This window comes from Sphingobium sp. LSP13-1-1.1 (genome assembly GCF_040676415.1).
Classification (GTDB): Bacteria; Pseudomonadota; Alphaproteobacteria; order Sphingomonadales; family Sphingomonadaceae; genus Sphingobium.
On record NZ_JBEGHU010000045.1, the window covers coordinates 1 to 15,447 of the forward strand.

A 15,447-nucleotide genomic window follows, 5' to 3' on the forward strand; every position below is an offset into this window, starting at 1 on the left:
CCCGATCCCTTCCCGAACTCGGACGTGAAACCAGTCTGCGCCGATGGTACTGTGGCTCAAGCCCCGGAAGAGTAGGGCGTCGCCAGGCATTACAGCTCGCGCTTCAATACCCATCCACAATATTTGCTTCACGCAAGAATGCCCGCCCGCAACGGCGGGCTTTCTTGCGTCTGATACCCCAAAATCTAGAGCGTTTTCACTATGAGCGGAAACGCTCTGGTCTTTTGATGCCATTTTCCGAGCCCTTGGCCGTAAACGGTCAACTCGAAAATACTCGAGCGCGGGTTCCGATCTGATTGAACCAGATTGCCGCCTTGGATTCCTTTTTTGCTGTGATTTCTTAACTAGCGATCGGTTCCGATCGCTTGGAAATCGCTCTAACAGCCCAAGACCAGCCTCAAACCGCCTGATGCGACTGCCCTTCCACGAAAGACCAGGAAGATCAGCGTTCCTTGGATCCAGTGCGGGACAGCAGGAAAACCACATAGCCCTTGAACTGTGGATGGCGTGACAGCATCAGCGGTGCCTGCCAGCTTCCTCCCTCGACCAGCGCGACCCGGAAGGGGATGGGAAAGTCCTTCATCCGGCGGAAATAATCCTCATAGCCGGGAATGGTGCTGCGTCCCTGATAGGTCTGGATGACCACCTCGTCGATCAGTCCTGCCAGTCGAAGCAAGGCATCTGGGTCGCCATGCGCGCTCCAGTCCATCAGACCCGTGATCGACAGTTTCCAGTCCTGCGGCAAGCGTTTGCGCAGATCGTGCAGGAAGCGCGCATAGCCGTCGATGCCTCGCGTGGCGGCATCGAAATCGACCTGAAGCCCGACGACTTCATTCCCTGCCGCCCGCCAATGCGCCAGATCATCGAAGATCGCGCTGTAAACGGCGTCATTCCAATCCAGCCGATCCGCCCTGACGACCAGCCAGACCTTTTTGCCCGGCAGGCGCGGCGTGCCCATGCGCAGTCTTTCCATGCGGGCCGTTCCGCCGCGCCGGACCTCTCCATCAAGAAGATAGAGGATCCTGGCCCGAACATCCTGTGCCGGACGTATGCCGGGCCAAAGGTAGAAGGCGTCATAGGCCGCCGGAACGACCTTTCCCGCGTCCGTCTCCGCCTCCTGCCGGCAACCGGCCAGCGCCAGGAATGCCAGCAGCGCCATCGTGCCTTTCCCCGCGCCCATATCTCACCAATAATAGCGCAGCGACCTGGCCCATCGACTTTGCGGATAGCGTTGCTTCAACTCCGTGAACCAAGCCTTCCGATCGGCTTGGGGCGCCTGCGCCGCGTCCATTTCTTCCGAGGTCCGGTAGGGACCGGCGCAACCATTATAGCCGGATGGCGAATAGCACATGACGGCGCGGTAGAGGGCATAGGCCCGGTCGTCGGGCGCCGCTCGCCTGTCCGCGATGATCGCGGCGTAGATATCCGAGCGTGAGAGGGAACGGCCGGAAAATCCGTCCGGCCCGCTGCCGAGCATGGACCTGTCCTCGCTCGCATTGAACAGGCCGAATCCGTCGAAACCGTTCAGCCGGTAGAAATCTCCCAGGCACAGCCGCGCCTTTGCATCGCCGGGCGATTTCGCCAGGGTTGCGGCGGTCTGCGTTATGCTGGGGCAAGGAAAGCCGTCGGACCATTGCCCGGTTCGGAACAGCCCGGTCGGGATCCTGTCCTGCTGGGAAAAGTCCCATAGCCCGCCTTCGCTCCCCGCATTGGCGGGCACCAGCGTCAGATCGTTGCCGAAATCGCCAAAGGCACCCCTTGTCAGATCCTTGTAGAGCAGGGTGAAACGGGCCACGTCCCGCTCGCGCCCGGGACGGGTGCCATCCCTGGCCGTCATGCGCAGGATGGCGGGCGGCGCCAGGGTTTGCAGCAGGATCGTCCGGGTCATGCTGTCCGTGATCGGCGATCCGGGGGCGAAGACCTGCTCCACCCGTCCGTCGCGCTGCCAGCGAATGGCCAGCCCCATTTCAACCAGGGGCCGCTCATAAAGCGGGCTTGCTCCCTTCAGAAGGTCGCGCCAGAAACCCGCTTCATTGGGATCGCGCGTCCGGCCGAGGGCCATGCCGCGCAGGACCTGCCGGCTGAAGGCGAGGGGCGTGAAGCCGCTGCTGCGCGCCGCATCCGGCAGCAACGCCAATATCGCCTTCGGATCGTCTCCACCATAATAGGCCCGGCTGGCCTGAAGCAGTCCATAAAGATCAGGATGGGCCGCAAACTGCCTCTTCTGCGCCGTCAATTCGCTCGCGGAAAGAGGAGCGGGATCGGTATTCTGCCCCCGCATCTGCTTGAGATCGGCGACCGCCAGCAAGAGCGGTACGCCGTTCTGACTGCCGATGATCCTGCCCGCATCCGGGCGCTCCAGCAGCTTGATATCGATTTCCTCGGCCAGGTCGGCTGCCGCTTCATCGTCGCCGGGCACCGTAGCCACCAGCTTTTCGTAGCTCTGGACAAGCGCCGCCATGTCTTCGTTCAGCCATGCGACGCGGCGCGTCAAGCCTCGCGCCGACGTGGCATAGCGGCCCTTGGGATAGGCCTTGAGATAGGCGCCGATGGCGTCGCCTGCCTGCTTGACCGCCGCCGCATCGACCTTTTCCGGCCCGGCAAAATCGCCATACTCGTCCACCGCCTTGGCCACCGCCGCGCGCAGGCCGATGCGGATCGGCATATATTGGGCGGTTTCCGCGACCCATTTGCTGCGGCTGCGCGTCAGCGAAGCAAAGCCCTGTCGGGCGCTTTGCCAGTCGCCCTTGTGGAAGGCGTCGGCCGCCTTCAGATAGGACAGATATTCGCGGCCGAGCCTGGTCGAGATCGGCGCATCGTCCCAATGGGCGGCATCGCAGCCGGTCCTGGCGCGCAGCCTGGCCAGTTCGGCCCTTTCGGCTGCCGGCAGGTCCGTTTCGACCGCAAGCGCGGCGTTGAACGCGGCCACGCCATCCGGGGAAACCGCGCAGCCGGCGGCATCGCCATTGCCCATGGCGCTGCTTTCCTGGTCCTTCTCCCCCGCTTGTGGCCAGAAGGCCGCGCGCAGGCCGGGCCATGTCATGAAGGTACGGCCGAACTGCGGATTGTTCACATCGCCGTCGGCCCCGGCGCGATCGCTGTTCACGGGTTTCAGGCTGCGCATCAGCAGCAGGATGTTGATCCGCGTATCATTGCCCGGACTGATCGCCGCCCGCCCGCCGCAATCATAATCGGGCGAAGCCAGTTGCCAGCCCGGCGAACAGGAGGAGTCGGCGCAGGCCCATAGCGTGCCGCCCAGGCCGATCCCCGACAGCGTCAGCAGGAGCAGCGTGACGGCGACCGGATGCTTTCGCGGGAAGGTCAAATTCTGGCCCATGGGAATTCCTGCCGATCATCTTCTGTCTTCATCCGGCCCAGACTGAACAAAAGATCGCGTCCAGGCAATCAGGAACGCAAGGGCAAGGGGCAGGTCGTTTACGCCACCTTCGCCCGCATGAGGAGGATGGTTCCGATCGACAAGGCAGGGGTAGTGGTGATTGCGGGTGGATGCTGCGTCGAAATGCCTCCACGACGCGCATCATTGGGTGCCTTGCCGGGGCAATGGCAGAACAATCATCGCGCATTGAGAACTGATAATGACGAACTGAAAACAGTTGAAGCGGACAGGCAATGGGTGAATGGCGAAGAATATTTCAGATCTGAAAATTGTTTTCAGATCATGTTTGTATTCCGGAGTCACCGAAGACTGTAAAGGATAGAGGATGCGAATATCCGGTTTGCGCCAATTCGGGAAGATATCAAAAATGGCTACTCCAAAGGGTATATATCCTTTAAAAATCAGCTCCTTGGGCGTCAAATTTCCTTCTTCTCCGGGCATATGCATGGTTTCGCTAACGCTTTTCTAACCTTCTGGATGCAATGTTGATGCAGATTAAGGCGTATCGACTTCAGCGGAGGGGGATCGTCATGCGCAAATATTATGCGTTTATCCTGCTGGCTCTCGTGCCAGGCAAGGCAGCGGCGACAGACGCCACTACGACAATGGGTGTTTCCGCGACAGTGTTGAATGCCTGTCTTGTCTCGGCCACGGACATGGCGTTTGGAAGTTACGATCCGACATCGGCAACGCCGAAGGATACGACCAGTACCATAACAGTGACTTGTACGCCGGGAACAGTATTCAACATAGGTTTGAATGCCGGAAGTACCGGTGGAGCGACAGTGTCCACGCGCCAGATGCTCAATGGCGCCACTCCCCTGGACTACGGATTGTACAGCAATACGGGACGCAGCACCAATTGGGGAAATTCGGTTGGATCGGACACGGTGTCGCAGACCGCGTCGACCATCCTGCCATCGGCCTTCACTGTTTACGGCCGCATTCCGGTCGGGCAGAGCGTGGCTGCGGGGAATTACGCTGATACGGTGACCGTAACCGTCAGCTATTGAAGGCGGATTTCGTCATGACAGGATCATGCCATGGTGCCGGACCCGCGCGGGTTCTGGCGGCGATAGGACTTTGTGCGCTTTTCGGGATGGCGCAGGCGGTGGACGCCGCGACGCTGCGCATTTTGCCCGTGCGGATCGAGATGGCCGCCGACAAGCAGTTCTGCTCGCTTACCATTTCCAATGATGACGCGACCCCTGCGACGGTCCAGATCAGGGGCTTTGGCTGGCGCAAGGATGCAAGCGGCGCGGACCAGCTCGACCCCGTTGACGGCCCGGTCGTCAATCCCTCCATCGTCAGCATCCCCGGCGGAGCGAGCAGGCTCGTGCGATGCAGCCTGCCGGCGCGCACTGGACCGCGCGAGGAAAGTTACCGCCTGATCATCGATGAACTGCCGACGGCTACGACCGTGCCGGGCACGGTGCGGGCATTGCTGCGCATCAGCATGCCCATATTCCGCGCACCCCCCGGTGCAGCGCCTTCGCTCCGCTGGTCCACCGCGAAGGTCGCCGACGGAGGATGGACGCTCAGCCTGTTCAACCAGGGCGACCGGCATGTCCAGGTAACCGGCATGACCCTTCGCGCCGCCGCGGGCGGGGACGCGATCGCGCGCGTCGACAGGGGCTTCTACCTGCTGGCGGGCGGGCGCATCGACCTTCCGGTCCAGCCGCCGGACGGCCGCGCGGTCGCCACCGTCCAGGTGGAGACGACCCAGGGACCGCTCACCGCCCGCCCCGCAGCGTCCGGGCAGTGAAGGCGCGCAGCGGATGTCGCCCGCTCCGGCATGGCTTGGCGCAAGGCAGGGGCTTTCGATGCTGGGCAGGGCGCTCATCCCGCTTTGCCTGCCGCTGGCGCAGCCGTCCGCCGCGTCCGATCTTCCCATGACGCTCGCCGTCATGGGCAGGCCCGGCGACAGCCAACGCCCGGTGCCCGTGGGCGTCATCATCAACGGCCAACCGATCAGCGATACCGGCCTTGTCGTGCTGGACCGGGGCAGGCTGTTCGTCCGCCAGGACATGCTGCGCCAATGGGGCCTGCAAAGGGCCGTGCCGCTGCAGCGCATCGAGGTGGAAGGAACGGATTACGCCCTGCTGGACGGCATGGACGGCCTTTCGGCGCAACTCGACAGTTCGGGCGGCACCTTGCTGATCGATGCCGCGCCCTCGCTCTTTTCCCCCACCCATGTCGGTGCCGAACAGCGCGGCCGACCGGTCATGGCGCCGGTGCCGCTGCAATATGTCGGCTATGACCTGTCGGTCGCGCGATGGGGGCGGGACTGGGCCGCTTCCCTGCTGCTGGACGCCGGCCTGTCGGGCGCCTGGGGCGTAGCCGGTACGACGGCGCTGGTGCAGCAGGGCGTGGATGGTCCGGCTGCGGTGCGTCTCGACAGCAATGTCATCCGCGACTTTCCCGATCGGCGTTTGCGGCTGGTGCTTGGCGACACCATGACGCGGGGGGCCGACTGGAACCGGCCGGTCCGTTTCGCCGGGCTGCGGCTGGGCACCGACTTCTCGCTGACGCCTGAGGCCGTGACCTATCCGCTGCCCCGGCTTTCGGGCTCTGCGGCGCTGCCCTCGGTCGTTGATCTGGCGGCGGCCAGCAGTCGCCAGAGCATGGCGGTCCAGCCCGGCGATTTCCGGATCGATTATCAGCCGCTCTTCAACGGCGCGGGCGAGGTGACGATGACCATCCGCGACGCGACCGGCACCGCCCGTGTCGTCACGCAGAGCTTCTATGCCAGCCCCCGGCTCCTGCGCGAGGGGCTGGACGATTTTTCGCTGGAAGCGGGGTTTCTGCGCAGGAATTTCGGGGAAAGCAGCTTTTCCTATGGCGCGCCGTTCGCCGCGGGTTTCTGGCGTCATGGACTGGCGGCGGGGATGACGCTGGCTGGACGGGGCGAGGCGAGCGAAAAGGTGCAGATGGCTGGGCTGGGACTTGGCGCGCTCCTGTCCTCCTGGGGCGAATTGTCGCTATCGGCCGCCGCATCGCACAGCCGCGACGGCGACGGCCTGATGTGGCGGGCGCAGGTCCAGCGGATCACCCCGCATTATTCGGTGACGGCGAGCTATATGGAGGAAGATGCGCATTTCACGCAGGTCGGAGAGGATGAGCGGGCCGCCGCGGGACGTCGGGAACTGGCGGTCGCGGGCAGCATCAACCTGGGCCGCCGCGGCAGCATCAATGCCCATTATCTGGAAAGCCGGAGCGATGGAGACCGTTTCTCCATGGGTTCGCTTTCCTATGCCACTGGCCTGGGCCCGGCCTGGATTACGCTGGGCGCGCGGCGGACGCGCCTTTCGGAAAGCCGGACCAGCAGTCTTTTCGGGTCGCTCACCCTGCCGCTCGGCGCGCGTTCAAGTGTCGGCCTGTTCGCGGATGGCGGGCGTACCGCCGCCAGTTTCAACCAAAGCCCGCCGCCTGACCAGGGGTGGGGCTATCGCATGCTGGCGTCGCGCGGGTCCGACGCGCCGACGCAGGTGGAAGGCGGCGTGACATGGCGCACCGCGGCCGGCGATCTCGACCTTTCCGCATCGCATATGGGGGGAATGGAGGGCGTGCGTTTCCAGGCCCGTGGCGCGCTGCTGCGGGTGGGGGGACAGATCGTCGCCGCGCCGCAACTCGACTATGCCTTCGCGGTGGTGGACGTGTCGGCCGATCAGGACGTGACGGTCTTCTTCGAGAACCGGCCTGTCGCGGGTCGGGCCGGGTCGGGCAGGTCGGCGATCGTCGCGGGCCTGCAACCCTATGCCGCCAACCGCATCGCCATTGATCTGGACGCCTTGCCGATCGATACCCTTGTGACCGCGGCCGAGCAGGTGGTGGTGCCGGGGTACAGGCAGGCGGTGAGGGTCAGCTTCGGCGGCCCGGCCGCCCGGCCACTGACATTGCGGCTGGTGGACGGCAGCGGCCTTCCCGTTCCGGCGGGGCTGACCGTAACGCTGGGGGGTGCGTCGTCGGGCATTTCGGGGCATGATGGCGAAATCTACCTGGCCGACGCGCAGGAGGGGCAGGAAATCCTGCTGGCGGGGCCGGCCATCGCGTGCCGCGCGACCGTTCCGACGAGGCGGGCCGACGCCGGTATCTCGCGATCGGCGCCTCTTGCCTGCCTGCCCTATCAGGAGGGGAAATGATGAAGCTGATCGGATGGATGCTTGCCATTTCGGCTGGCCTGGGGCTGGCAAGCCCGGCCTGGGCCTGCACGCTTTGCAGTTGTTCGGCATCGACGACGGGGATCAGCTTCGGCGGCTATGATCCCACCGCCTCCGCGCCCAGGGATGGTGCGGGCAGCGTGACGCTGAGCTGCACGGGGGTGATCTCGCTGGCCGGCACCATTGATATAGCGATCAGCCCCGGCCTGTCGGGCGATGCCCTGGTCCGCCAGATGGCGCAGGGCAGTGCGCGGCTCAACTATAATCTCTACACCACCGCCAGCCGGACCACCATTTGGGGAAACGGATCGTCGGGGACCAGCACCGTGACCGCGACATTGAACGGATTGCTGTCGTTCAGCCAGACCGTCCCCGTCTATGGCCGAATAGCCGCGGGCCAGTGGCCCCAGGCGGGGGCCTATGCCGACAGCCTGATCGTCACGATCACATATTGAACCCTCGGCTTCAGCTGCCCGCGTCCGCCGCCACGGGGCCGATCATGAAGACGCCCTCCCTCTGGCCGGAGGCAGACAGAAGCGGCACGGCCTTGACCTGGACGAGCTGGCTTTCGCCATGGCCGCCCAGCAGCCTCGCCCTCATGCCGAACGGCTTGCCGTGGGTGAGAAGTTCCTCGACCGCATCGTTGATCGCGCCGCGCGCGGAAGCATCGAACAGCGTCGCGAAGCGGGTGCCGGCCAGCCGGCCTTTCTCGGTCCCGACCAGCGCCGCAAGTGCGGGTGAGATGTCGGTGATGACCGACCGGACGTTGAATGCGCCGCGGGCAAGGCCGGGCAACCCGTCGATCAGATCCTCATAGGCCGCGATCTGCGCATCCTGCGCGCGCAGCGTCACCCGATCGGCAATCTCGTCGACCAGCACGATGAATCCGCCCGGAAAGGCCGCGGCCTGCACGCGATAGACCAGCGGCGGCGGTCCCGCGACATTATGTTCGAACGTCTCCGGCACGCCGGTGTCATGGACCCTTTCCAGCGCGCGCAACAGGAAGTGCGCGTCCGAACTCTCCAGCATCTGCGGCAGGAACAGCTTGCCGACATGCTTCTCGCTGATGCCCAGCCGCCGGCGGGCGGCGAGGTTGACCCGCACCGGCTTCAGATCCCGGTCAGTCAGCAGGACCTGGGTCGGAATCATGTCGAGCAGGATTTCCAGCTGCGCGCCCTGGTCGGGGCCGGTGGATTGATCGCCCGCCAGCCGATGGAACAGGTCCGTCGCGATGAGCGTCAACCCGACATGCCCATGGTTCATGATATGGACGGGTTCGGTCATGGCCTGGCGCGAATGCACGGCAAAATGCCGAATCAACGCTGTGGCGGTGACCACTTGGCCGGGCGGCAGATCGTCCACGGACTGGCTCCCCTTTGCCTCCATCCCTGTCGATATCGGTATTATATGTTCGAAGGGGTGTAAATCATCAAAACGGAATCGTAACGATTTTGTCTTTGCCGATCAGATATTTCCTCGACTCGCCCATCCGCCTTCGGAAAATGCAGAAGGGCCAGACGGGCAAGATGGTTCCAGCATAATGCGCAGATACGAATTTTGCGTAAAATCCTGTCCTTTCGCCTTCGCGCGGCCTTAGCGGCGACGCCTCCATTCTGACCTGGGGACATCGCAAAGCCTGATCGAGCCGTCACCGGGGCGATCAGGCCTGCCTTCAGGGGGCGGATCTATGGACCGAGGGGCGAAATGGCATCGAACCGGGACTGCCGGAAGCATCAGCCGGGGGAAGGGCCGCCGGGCTTGGCTGGCGGGCGCCGGCCTGATCGCCGGCCTGGCGCCAGGGATGACCGCCCATGCCAATGTGGTCAGCGCCTGTTCGGGCGTCAGCCTGCCGAAATCAGTGCTGACCGACACGATCGGCGATGTCATCACGCCGGTGCTGGCACCGGTTGAATCGACCCTCAGCACCCTGACCTTCGGGACGGTTGATCTGGGCATCAACGCCGCCCTGGCCAACGCGGCGGCAGGCGCGCCGATCACCCTCAACGTTCTGGACGTGAACGGCAATGCCGTCGACCTGCTGTCGGACCCGACATGCGAAACCACGTCCGACAGTTTCAGCCTGACCACGCCCAAGGGCATCTCCTTTGGAGGCAACAAGATCACCGGACTGGGCACGCCGGGGTCCGAAGCCAGCGCGGGCGAGCTGGACGCCATCGCCATCGGCAATCTCGCCAACACGGCCACGGGCGCCTATGGGGCGATCGCGATCGGCGCGGGCGCGTCCGCCACCCATGCGGGCAGCGTGGCGCTGGGTTCGGGATCGCTGGCGAACGGCATGACGCTGAACCTGCCCGCCTTCCTGATCGGCGGCACGGCCAGCGCGGAAGTCAATATCGGCGGCCGCCGCCTGACGGGGCTGGCGGGCGGCGCCGATCCCGGCGACGCCGTCAATGTCGCCCAATTGCAGGCGGTGAACGATGCGCTCGGAACGCTCGCCGGCAATGCGGTGCAATATGACGACGGCACCAGGACGCAGGTGACGTTGCAGGGTTCGGGCGGCACGCGCATCACCAATGTTGGCGCGGGGGCGGTGAACAGCACCAGCAGCGACGCGATCAACGGTTCCCAGTTGCAGGCGACCAACAATCTGGTGGCGCAGAACAGCGCGGCCATCACCCAGTTGAGCTATGACCTGGCGGTGCTGAACGACCTTGCCGTCAAATATCAGGACAGCAGCAAGGCCACCGTCGTGCTGGGCGGCGCGGGCGGCACGACCATAACCAATGTCGCGGCCGCCAGCGCCCCGACCGACGCGGTCAACCTGTCGCAACTGGGTAGCGGCGGCGGAGGGACCGGCGGTGGAGGCGGGGGCGGCGGAACTGGCGGAGGCGGGACTGCACCGCAGGACGCGCTGCCCTATGATCCGTCGATCCAGGCCTATAATGCGGCGCGCGGCGGTATCGACCAGACGATCAGCGGCGTTGCCGCCGGTGAGTTGAGCGAAACCTCGACACAGGCGGTCAACGGTGCGCAGCTTCATGCGACCAATGTGCAACTGGCCTATAATCTGACCGCGATCACCGAGCTTCAGCAAGGGCGCGCAGGCTATCTACAGGTCAATAACAGTTCCGGCTACGCCACGCCGGTCGCCAGCGGCGCGGACAGCATGGCCGCCGGCGCGGGCGCGGTCGCCTCCGGCAGCGGCAGCCTCGCGCTGGGGACGCAGGCCCAGGCGATCGCGCCGGGCAGCGTCGCGCTGGGCTATGCTTCCGTCGCGGACCGGGCCAATACGGTATCGGTGGGCAGCGCGGGGGCCGAACGGCAGATCGTCCATGTGGCCGACGGCATCGCGCCGACCGATGCGGTGAACCTGCGCCAGCTTCAGGGCGGGATGGCAGGGGCGGTCGACAGCGCCAACGCCTATACCGACATCCGCTTCAACCTGATCAATGCCGGTCTGCGCGACCTGCGGCGCGACGCGGAGGGGGGTACCGCCGCCGCCATGGCGATTGCCGGCATACCCCAATTGTCGGAGGCGGGTGGCGGTACGCTGGGCGTCGGCGTCAGCACCTGGCAGGGGGAACATGCGATCGCCATGGGAATATCGAAGGTGTCGGACAATGGCCGCTTCATCATCCGGGCTTCCGCAGCCTATAACAGCCGCAATCAGGGAGGCGCCAATGCGGGCATGGGCATTGCTTTCTGATCGGCGGTGGATCGCCCTGCTGGCGCTGGCCCTGCATCCATGGCCCGGCCATGCGGCGGAGCCCCAGTTCCTGCCGGAAGTTGCGCCCCTGTCGGAATTTCCCGACGCGGGCAGCGCGACGCGGCGCGAGGGCGTCTTCCTGCCGCCGCAGGCGCCGCGCCTGCTGACGCCCGGCATGACGAAGCGGCAGGTCTATGCCCTGTTGGGCGTCCCGCATTTTCATGAAGGCCTGCTGGGTGAACGGCGGTGGAACTATATTCTGGACTTCTACACCGGGCAGGGGACGGAATATCGGATCTGCCGCCTGCAATTGCGCTGGGATCGGCGGATGCGGCTGGAACGCATCGCCTGGAGCGACGCGTCGTGTCGCGACATGGTCTATCCTCCCGCGCAACCGCAGGCCGCCGCCGGACCGCTGCCACCTCCGGTTCCGGCGGTCCGGCCCCGGTCGCTCACTGTCCATTTCGATTTCGACAAGGCCGCTCTCAGTGAAGAAGCGCAGCGCGACCTGGCCGCCTTCATGACCGAAGCAGGCCCTGACGGCGGGATGCTCTCCGTCACGGGCTTCACCGACAGTGCAGGGCCTGACGCCTATAATGATCGGTTGAGCCTGATGCGCGCGGACAATGTCGCCAGGCATCTGGTGGCGATGGGCGTGCCGCTGTCGAAGCTGCAAATTTCCGGAGCCGGGGAGCGATCCCCGGCCCGATCATCCGACGGTCCGGCGAAAGAGCCCCTCAACCGGCGCGTTCTTCTGGAGTGGACGGCGGGCGCCGGTTGACGCCGGGAGGGTTGCTGCCGGGCGGCGGAAAATTCACCGCAGCCATGCATCGCCGTCCCGGCCGGCCGACCGCGCAAGCTGGACGAATTCCTGCCGCCAATAGTCATTCTGGCCGCCGGCGAGCCGGGCGATGTCGGCATAGCTGTAGTCGCCCAGCCGCGTGTCGCCGCGCAGCCTTTGTCCGAAGGCGGCGACCGCCACGGCAAAGGCCATGTCGCCCCGCGGCCTGTTGGCGTCGGCAAGGAGTGAGGCGGCAACCGGCCGCTCTATCAGCCGGCTATGCGTCTCTTCGGGCAATTTGTAGCGCAGGCGGACGGTGGCGAACTCGCTGTTGTCCGCCGCGGGAGGGAAAGGCGCGCGATTGCCGGCATATCTGCGCGGAGCGACCCAACCCGCTTCGCCGGCCGGGACGATCTCGTACAGCGCCGTCACCTGATGACCGGCGCCGATCTCGCCCGCGTCGACGCGATCATCGGCGAAGTCCTGTTCGGCAAGGCCGCGATTCTCATAGCCGATCAGGCGATATTGGCTGACCAGGGCCGGGTTGAACTCCACCTGTACCTTCACATCCTTCGCGATGGTGAAGAGGGTGGAGGACAGTTCATCGTCCAGCACTTTGCGCGCTTCCATCGCGCTGTCTATGTAAGCGTGATTGCCATTGCCCAGGTCGGCCACCGCCTCCATCATCGCATCATTGTAATTGCCCTGCCCGAAGCCCAGGGTGGTGAGCGTTACGCCGTCGTCCCTGTTGCGCTTCACCATCTCTTCCAGGCCATGCTGATCGGACAGGCCGACGTTGAAGTCGCCATCGGTCGCCATGATGATGCGGTTGATGCCCCCCGGAATGAAGTGGGCGCGGGCCAGGTCATAGGCACGTGCCAGGGCCGGGCCGCCAGCGGTCGAACCATTCGCGTCCAATCCGTCCAGCGCGGCCTTGATCTCCGCCGGATCGTGGCTGCCCTCGACCAAGGTTTCGACGAACCCGGCATAGGTGATGATGGATATGCTGTCGTCCGGCCGCAGCGCGTCCGCCAATATGGAAAGCGACTGCTTGACCAGAGGCAGCTTGTCGGCGTCCTGCATCGAACCGGACACATCGACCATGAACACCAGATTGGCGGGCGGCCGTTGCGACCGGGCGACGTCATAGCCGCGCAGGCCGATGCGCAACAGTCGCGTGCCGGCATTCCACGGTGTCGTCGAAACCTCCGTCGTAACGCTGAACGGCGCCGAGCGGTCATCGGGCAGCGGATAATCATAGCGGAAATAGTTGATCATCTCCTCCGTGCGCACGGCTTCCGCAGGAACGGCCTGGCCGCCCAGCAACATGCGGCGGACATTGGCGTAGGCGCCCGTATCCACATCGACCGCGAAGGTTGAGACCGGCTCGGCCGCGACCTGGTGGATCGGGCTGACAGGATGACCGTCATAGCGCTCGTTGCTTGCGGCCGGACCGACATCGTTGGCGGCTTCATAGGCGACGGAACCGCCGGGAGCCTGGCCGCAGCCCGCGAGCAGGAGGCCGGGCAGAAGGGTGAGGGTGATCGCCAGATGTGATCGCATGCGCGTTTCTCCACTGTTTCGATAGAGAGAAATAGGGGCGGCAAAGCGAGGCTTGCAAGCGACGAATCGATGGTGAACGGCACGCATCAATGAGTGTCGAGGCCGGGGTTCGTATCTTTTCGGCGGAATTCCGTCCTTCTCGCGGTGGCCTGCACATTTTCTGCACCGGAACTGCGCCGATTATTGATCGGCGGTTCTCACCGATCTGCTTGGGGCAGCGGCATTCTGGCACGGACATTCAGGGAGAAAGACTGATGCGCTACTCCGCCGCGCGGCCGTCCCTGGCCGCATCATGGCCCCTCTTTGCCCGCTTTCGCTGGAAGCTGGCGCCTGCCTTGCTGATCGTAGGGACCGGGGACTGGCTGTTCTACCAACAGCATCTATATGGCGGCTATCTCGGCTTTTTCGCGCTGGCCGTGCTGGGCGCTCTGCTGGCGGGGCGGCCCGTGCTGCGGCGCGAAGGCGGGGCCTTGCTGGCGATGGCGGCGGCGGGGCTGTTCGCCTTTGCCCTGTTCTACGACGCAAGCCTGTTGGCCTGGACCCTGTTCTGGGTGGCGGCCGGGTTGGCGGCTTTGATACCGGCAACGGCGCGCTTCGACGATGGCTGGCGCTGGTTCCAGCGGCTGATCTGGTTTGGCTTGCGCGCGCCGTTCGGGCCGCTGATCGATCTGAAGCGCATCTTGAAGCTGCGCGCGGCGGGACGCGCAGGGGCCTGGAGCCTGCATGCGGCGCTGGGGACGCTGGCCTTGCCGGTGATCGGCAGCACGGTGATCCTCCTTCTCTTTTCCGCGGCCAATCCGTTGTTCGAGCAATTTTTCTCCTCGCTGCTGCTGCCGGACCTGTCGCCTGAATTGATCGTCAGGCTGGCCTTTTGGGGGGTGTTGTTCGCGATGGCCTGGGCCTTGCTGCGGCCGCGCCTGCCCCGGCGCCTGCTGCCGGCATTTGATGGCTGGAACGACCGGCGCCTGCCGGGCGTGTCGGTCGCTTCGGTCACGCTGTCGTTGGTGGTCTTCAACCTGATCTTCGCGCTTCAGAACCTGATGGATGTCGCCTGGCTCTGGGGCTGGGCGCCGATGCCCGCGGGCATGACCATGGCCGGCTATGCCCATCGCGGTGCCTATCCGCTGGTCGCGACCGCACTGCTTGCGGCGCTGTTCGTGCTCGTGACGCTACGGCCCGGATCGGAAACGGCGCAGAATCGGGTGGTCCGCAGCCTGGTGATGTTCTGGATCGGACAGAATGTCTTTCTGGTCGCATCGTCCATGCTGCGCACGGCGGACTATATCGAAGCCTATTCGCTTACCCGGCTCCGGATCGCCGCGCTGGTCTGGATGGCGCTCGTCGCCTTCGGCCTCGCCGCGATCTGCTGGCGGCTGCTGCGGGCGCGAAGCGCGGCATGGCTCATCAACGTCAATCTGGCGGCCACCGGGCTGGTGCTGGGCGTGATCTGCTTTGTCGATCTGGGGGCGGTGGCGGCCCAATGGAATGTGCGTCATGCGCGGGATGTCGGTGGACAAGGCGTAGCGCTGGACCTCTGCTACCTGCGCCAGTTGGGCGATTCCGCGCTGTTGCCTTTGCTGTCGCTGGAGCAACGGACCGACCTGCGACCTGATTTTCGCGAGCGGGTGAGGGCGGTGAGGATGGACCTTCATGCCAGGCTGGCGCGGGAAATTGGCCAGCGCTGGACCCTGCTTGGGCAGCGGCGGCTGGAAATGGCGCGGACCATGACGGCGGCGATCGGGTCCGTCGCCGTCGAGGCGGGAGCGAGGGATTGCTCTGGCGCGCTGATTCCGCCCGCGGCGGCGGCTGCACCCAATGGGAATGTTGGTCCGCAGACGGATCGCGCGTTGACAGCGGAGACGGGGAGATGATCCTATGC

The 15,447-nt window shown here is 65.0% G+C and carries 12 protein-coding genes and 1 rRNA gene; 8 read left to right on the forward strand and 5 right to left on the reverse strand.

The features are described from left to right. Positions 1-88 (forward strand): 5S ribosomal RNA (gene rrf, locus MRBLSP13_RS17350); the annotation flags it as partial. A gap of 354 nt (positions 89-442) precedes the next feature. Here the strand turns inward: rrf and MRBLSP13_RS17355 are convergent. The 3 genes from MRBLSP13_RS17355 to MRBLSP13_RS17365 all read right to left on the reverse strand — a co-directional run bounded on the left by MRBLSP13_RS17355 (position 443) and on the right by MRBLSP13_RS17365 (position 3,838). Beyond that, on the reverse strand, positions 443-1,159 hold the full coding sequence (locus MRBLSP13_RS17355) for a DUF3142 domain-containing protein (RefSeq protein WP_363737428.1): 717 nt from the start codon (positions 1,157-1,159) through the stop codon (positions 443-445). 24 nt (positions 1,160-1,183) lie between these two features. Then, complete coding sequence (locus MRBLSP13_RS17360) at positions 1,184-3,337, reverse strand: hypothetical protein (protein WP_363755768.1); 2,154 nt, start codon at positions 3,335-3,337, stop codon at positions 1,184-1,186. A 201-nt stretch (positions 3,338-3,538) separates the two neighbouring features. Further along, positions 3,539-3,838 carry a hypothetical protein gene (locus MRBLSP13_RS17365; protein WP_363755770.1) on the reverse strand — a complete coding sequence of 100 codons (300 nt, stop codon included), beginning with the start codon at positions 3,836-3,838 and terminating at the stop codon, positions 3,539-3,541. Positions 3,839-3,879: 41 nt separating this feature from the next. Here MRBLSP13_RS17365 and MRBLSP13_RS17370 point away from each other — a divergent pair, with 41 nt between their 5' ends. Genes MRBLSP13_RS17370 through MRBLSP13_RS17385 form a run of 4 tightly spaced genes read left to right on the forward strand, consistent with a single transcriptional unit; the run spans position 3,880 to position 8,012 of the window. After that, positions 3,880-4,410, forward strand: a complete 531-nt coding sequence (locus MRBLSP13_RS17370) for a Csu type fimbrial protein (RefSeq protein ID WP_363755772.1) — start codon at positions 3,880-3,882, stop codon at positions 4,408-4,410. 14 nt (positions 4,411-4,424) lie between these two features. Next, the gene (locus MRBLSP13_RS17375) at positions 4,425-5,162 is read left to right on the forward strand and encodes a fimbrial biogenesis chaperone (RefSeq protein ID WP_363755774.1); all 738 of its coding nucleotides are present in this window, start codon (positions 4,425-4,427) and stop codon (positions 5,160-5,162) included. 13 nt (positions 5,163-5,175) lie between these two features. After that, positions 5,176-7,539 (forward strand): fimbria/pilus outer membrane usher protein, encoded by a 2,364-nt coding sequence (locus MRBLSP13_RS17380; protein ID WP_363755776.1) that lies wholly within the window; start codon positions 5,176-5,178, stop codon positions 7,537-7,539. Further along, on the forward strand, positions 7,536-8,012 hold the full coding sequence (locus MRBLSP13_RS17385) for a Csu type fimbrial protein (protein WP_363755778.1): 477 nt from the start codon (positions 7,536-7,538) through the stop codon (positions 8,010-8,012). The genes MRBLSP13_RS17380 and MRBLSP13_RS17385 overlap by 4 nt, the downstream gene beginning before the upstream one ends. Before the next feature lie 10 nt (positions 8,013-8,022). Here MRBLSP13_RS17385 and MRBLSP13_RS17390 read toward each other — a convergent pair whose 3' ends face one another. Further along, a complete protein-coding gene (locus tag MRBLSP13_RS17390) occupies positions 8,023-8,841 on the reverse strand; it encodes a PAS domain-containing protein (protein WP_363755780.1) in 819 nt (272 codons plus the stop codon). Positions 8,842-9,244: 403 nt separating this feature from the next. Here MRBLSP13_RS17390 and MRBLSP13_RS17395 point away from each other — a divergent pair, with 403 nt between their 5' ends. Further along, complete coding sequence (locus tag MRBLSP13_RS17395) at positions 9,245-11,224, forward strand: YadA family autotransporter adhesin (RefSeq protein ID WP_363755782.1); 1,980 nt, start codon at positions 9,245-9,247, stop codon at positions 11,222-11,224. Further along, a complete protein-coding gene (locus tag MRBLSP13_RS17400; protein ID WP_363755784.1) occupies positions 11,199-12,005 on the forward strand; it encodes an OmpA family protein in 807 nt (268 codons plus the stop codon). The genes MRBLSP13_RS17395 and MRBLSP13_RS17400 overlap by 26 nt, the downstream gene beginning before the upstream one ends. Before the next feature lie 33 nt (positions 12,006-12,038). Here MRBLSP13_RS17400 and MRBLSP13_RS17405 read toward each other — a convergent pair whose 3' ends face one another. Continuing rightward, positions 12,039-13,568 carry a vWA domain-containing protein gene (locus MRBLSP13_RS17405; protein ID WP_363737418.1) on the reverse strand — a complete coding sequence of 510 codons (1,530 nt, stop codon included), beginning with the start codon at positions 13,566-13,568 and terminating at the stop codon, positions 12,039-12,041. 254 nt (positions 13,569-13,822) lie between these two features. On the opposite strand from MRBLSP13_RS17405, the gene MRBLSP13_RS17410 reads away from it, so the two are divergent. After that, entirely contained in the window at positions 13,823-15,439 is a 1,617-nt protein-coding gene (locus MRBLSP13_RS17410; RefSeq protein WP_363737417.1) for a DUF4153 domain-containing protein, read from the forward strand. Positions 15,440-15,447 lie beyond the last annotated feature (8 nt).